We start from the raw sequence: 4,656 nt of genomic DNA, 5'->3' as shown, positions 1-4,656 counted from the left end.
CCGCCCGGCCCGCCGCCAACGACCACGCCACATCCGCGAGGTCCACCTCCGGCCGCGCCGTGATCCACGACGCGAGCCGACCAGCCTGCGCCCCAAGCGCCTCCCGGCTCTTCGCCGACACCAGCCACGGCACAACCGGCAGCCGCGGGTCCTCGCGGACGGTCTCGTCGACGGGATCGCCCTGCTCGATGATCACGTGAGCGTTGGTGCCGCTCACGCCGAACGACGAGACGGCGGCCCGGCGCGGACGGTCTGCCTGGTCCCACGGACGGGCCTCGGTCAGCAGCTCGACCGCACCCGCCGACCAGTCCACATGCGGAGAAGGCTCACCCACATGAAGCGTCTGAGGCAGCACCCCGTGCCGCATGGCCATCACCATCTTGATGACCCCGGCGACACCGGCGGCGGCCTGGGCGTGGCCGAGGTTGGACTTCAGCGAGCCCAGCCAGAGCGGCTGGTCCTGCCGTTCCTGGCCGTAGGTGGCGATGAGCGCCTGCGCCTCGATCGGGTCGCCGAGCTTCGTGCCGGTGCCGTGCGCCTCGACCGCGTCGACGTCCGCCGCCGACAGCCCGGCGTTGGCCAGCGCCTGCCGGATCACCCGCTGCTGCGACGGACCGTTGGGAGCGGCCAGGCCGTTGCTGGCGCCGTCCTGGTTGATGGCGCTGCCCCGGATGACCGCGAGCACCTGGTGGCCGTTGCGGCGCGCGTCGGACAGCCGCTCGACGAGCAGCACGCCGACGCCCTCGCTCCAGCCGGTGCCGTCGGCGTCGGCGGAGAACGCCTTGCACCGGCCGTCGGGGGACAGGCCGCGCTGCCGGGAGAACTCCACGAACGTGCCCGGCGAGGCCATCACCATCGCGCCGCCGGCCATCGCCAGGTCACACTCGCCCGATCGCAGGGCCTGCGCCGCCAGGTGCAGCGCGACCAGCGACGACGAGCACGCGGTGTCCACGGTCACCGCCGGGCCCTCGAACCCCAGGGTGTACGACACCCGCCCGGAGGCGACGCTGGCCAGGCCGCCGGTGAGGAGGTAACCCTCCACGTGGTCGGCGCCCTCGTACCGGCGCGGGCCGTACTCCATGGGCGCGATGCCGGTGAACACCCCGGTCTGGCTGCCGCGCAGCGTGGCGGGGTCGATGCCGGCGTCTTCGAGGGCCTCCCACGAGGCCTCCAGCAACAACCGCTGCTGCGGGTCCATGGCGAGGGCCTCGCGCGGCGAGATGCCGAAGAACGCCGCGTCGAAGTCGGCGGCGTCGTAGAGGAAGCCGCCGTGCCGGGTGTAGGTGGTGCCGCGCTTGCCGGGGTCGGGGTCGAAGAGCCGGTCCAGGTCCCAGCCGCGGTCGGTCGGGAACTCGCCCACCGCGTCGCGGGCCTGCGCGACCAGCTCCCACAGGTCCTCGGGCGAGCGTACGCCGCCGGGGTAACGGCAGGCCATGCCGACGATCGCGATCGGCTCGTCGTGGCCGGTCGTGCGGACCGCCGTGGCGGCGGTGGCGGATCCGCCGAGCAGTTCGGTGCGCAGGTGCTCGGTCAGCGCCTGCGGCGACGGGTAGTCGAACAGCAGGGAGCTGGGCAGGTGCAGCCCGGTGGCGGTGTTGAGCCGGTTCCGCAGTTCGACGGCGGTCAGCGAGTCGAAGCCCGCCTCCTTGAACGCGCCCGTGGCGCTGATGACGTTCGGCGTCACGTGCCCGAGCACCAGGGCCGCCTGGCCGCGTACGAGGTCGAGCAGCGTGCGTTCCTGCTGCTCGGGGCTCTGCCCGCGCAGGGCCTGCGCCAGCGGCACCTCGTCCGGCCCGTCGGCCGCGCGGCGCTCGATCGGCTTGCGCAGCATCGCGCGCAGCATGACCGGGGCGGGCTCGGCGACGTTGGCCAGGCTGAGCCGGGCGGGCAGCGTCGTGACGGCGTTCCCGGCGAGCGCGGAGTCGAGGAGTTCCAGCGCCTTGTCCTGCGGCATCGGGGCGACGCCGAGCCGGGCCCACCGGGCGAGGTCGGAGGTGGCGAGCGTCCCGGCCATGCCGCCGGCGGAGTTGTCCCATAGTCCCCAGGCCAGGGCGGTGGCGGGCAGGCCGAGCGCGCGGCGGTGCCGGGCGAGGCCGTCGAGGAAGGCGTTGGCGGCGGCGTAGTTGGCCTGGCCGGCGCTGCCGAGCGTGGCCGCGCACGACGAGAACAGCACGAACGCGGACAGGTCGCGGTCGCGGGTCAGCTCGTGCAGGAGCCAGGCCGTCTCGGCCTTGGTGCGCCACACGGTGTCCAGCCGCTGGGGGGTCAGCGCGGGCACGACGCCGTCGTCGAGGACGCCGGCGATGTGCACGACGCCGGTGAGGGTCTCGCAGGAGCCGATGAGCCCGGCCAGCGCGTCCCTGTCGGTGACGTCGCAGGCGACCAGTTCGGCGTGCGCGCCGAGTCCGGCCAGCTCGGCGGCCACCGCGACCGCGCCGGGCGACCGCGGGTCGCGGGTGACGAGGACGAGGTTCCGTACGCCGTGGGTGGCGACGAGGTGCCGGGTGACGGTGCGGCCCAGCGCGCCGGTGCCGCCGGTGACCAGCACCGTGCCGTCGGGGTTCCAGGGCGGGTCGCCCGCCGGCTGGTCGCGCCGGGCCAGCCTGGGGACGTGGATCGTGCCGGCTCTGATCGCCAGTTGGGGCTCGTCGTAGGCGAGGGCCGCGGCGACGATGCCGTCGGCGGGGCTGCCGGTGCGGCCGTCGGCGGGGCCACCGGCGAGGCCGTCGGCGGGGTTGCCAGTGAGGCCGTCGGCGGGGTTGCCGGTGAGGCCGTCGATGGAGCCGTCGTGGTCGAGGAGCACGAACCGGTCCGGGTACTCGGTCTGGACCGACCGGACCAGACCCCACACGGCCGCGCCGGCGAGGTCGGGGGTGTCGCCGGTCGCGCCCTCCGTGGCGATCACGAGGCGGCCGGACGCGGGCTGGTTCCCGCCGAGCCGCTCCTGGACGGCGGCCAGCACGCGCAGCACGGCCGCGCGGGCGCGGGCGTGCTCGTCCCCGTCGTCGGCGGGGCTCTCCCAGGGCAGCACCACGTCGCCGGAATCACTGGCGGGCCCAGTGGCAGGCCCAGTGGCAGGCCCGGCAGCAGGCACAGCTCCGGCGGCGGGCACCGGGACCCAGTCGACCTCGAACAGCCCGACGTGCTCGGTGGGCCGTTCGGCGGGGCCGGGCGCCTCCAGCCAGTACCGCCGGCGCTGGAAGGCGTAGGTGGGCAGGTCGACGTGGAGCGCGGGGGCGGCGCCGAAGTAGGCGTCCCAGTCGACGGTGACGCCGCTGGCGTGGAGCCGTCCGAGGGCCTGGACGAAGGCGCCGGCCTCCTCGCGGTCCCTGCGCGCGGCGGGGATGAAGACGCCGTCGGCGAGCGCCTGCTGGGCCATGCCGGTGAGGATGCCGTCGGGCCCGACCTCCAGGAGGACGGCGGCGTCGGCGGCGGCCACGCCGTCGGCGAACCGCACCGCCACGCGTACGTGCTCGACCCAGTAGGACGGGTCGGTCAGCTGCCCGGAATCGGCCAGGCGGCCGGTCACGTTCGAGATGATCGGGATGGTCGGCTCGTGGAAGGTGATGCCGCCGATCGCCTCGGCGAAGTCGGCCAGCATCGGCTCCATCAGCGGCGAGTGGAAGGCATGCGAGACCCGCAACCGCCGGGTTCGCGCCTCCGTCCGGCTCTCGATCTCCGCGATGGCCGCCTCGTCACCGGACACCACCACCGCGGCCGGACCGTTCACCGCCGCGATCCCCGCCCGGTCCTCACGACCGGCCAGCAGCGGCAGGACGTCCGCCTCCGGCGCGGCGACGGCCAGCATCGCGCCGTCCTTGGGGAGCGCGTCCATGAGGCGGGCCCGCGTGGCGATCAGGGTGCAGGCGTCGGCGAGGGAGAAGACCCCGGCCACGTGGGCGGCGGCGATCTCGCCCACCGAGTGGCCGATCAGCACGTCCGGTCGCACGCCGAACGACTCGATCAGCCGGTACAGCGCCACCTCGAAGGCGAACAGCGCGGGCTGCGTCATCCCGGTCTCGTTCAGCACACCGCCGGGGTCAGTGAACATCACCTCGCGCAGCGGGTACGGCAGCTGCGGGTCGAGGAGGGCGCAGGCCTCCTCCAGCGCCTCGGCGAACACGGGGAACGTCTCGGCGAGCTCCCTGCCCATGCCCGGCCGCTGGCTGCCCTGCCCGGTGAAGAGCAGGGCGAGCCGGCCGGCCTGGCCGCTGCCGGTGAGCACGCCGGGCGCGTCGGAGCCGCCGGCCAGCGCCCGCAGGCCGGCCAGCAGTTCGTCGCGCTCGCTGCCGACGATCACCGCGCGGTGGTCGAGTGCGGCCCGGCCGGCGGCAAGCGCGGCGCCGGCGGCGGTGATCGGGATGTCGGGCGTCGCCCAGGCGGCGAGCCGTCCGGCCTGCCCGGCCAGCGCCTCGGGGCTCTTGGCGGAGAGGATCCAGGGCACCGCGGGGAGGTCGAACTCCTCGTCGGGGGCGGGTACGACCGGGTCGCCCTGTTCGATGATGACGTGGGCGTTGGTGCCGCTGATGCCGAAGGAGGAGACGGCGGCGCGGCGCGGACGGTCGAGCTCGTCCCAGGAACGAGCCTCGGTCAGCAACTCCACCGCACCCGCCGACCAATCCACATGCGGCGACGGCTCATCCACATGCAACGTCC

At 74.9% G+C, this 4,656-nt stretch carries 1 protein-coding gene; it reads right to left on the bottom strand.

Features of this window, described 5'->3' with window-relative positions; genetic code table 11:
* Positions 1-4,603, bottom strand: a 4,603-nt coding sequence (locus tag E1292_RS49450) for a type I polyketide synthase (RefSeq protein WP_165975170.1), incomplete at its 3' end; no start/stop codon positions are given.
* Between the last annotated feature and the right edge of the window lie 53 nt (positions 4,604-4,656).

The sequence above is a fragment of the Nonomuraea deserti genome, from assembly GCF_004348685.1.
Classification (GTDB): Bacteria; Actinomycetota; Actinomycetes; order Streptosporangiales; family Streptosporangiaceae; genus Nonomuraea; species Nonomuraea deserti.
The sequence above is the reverse complement of the archived record's forward strand: the minus strand, read 5'-3'. Positions and strand labels throughout refer to the sequence as shown.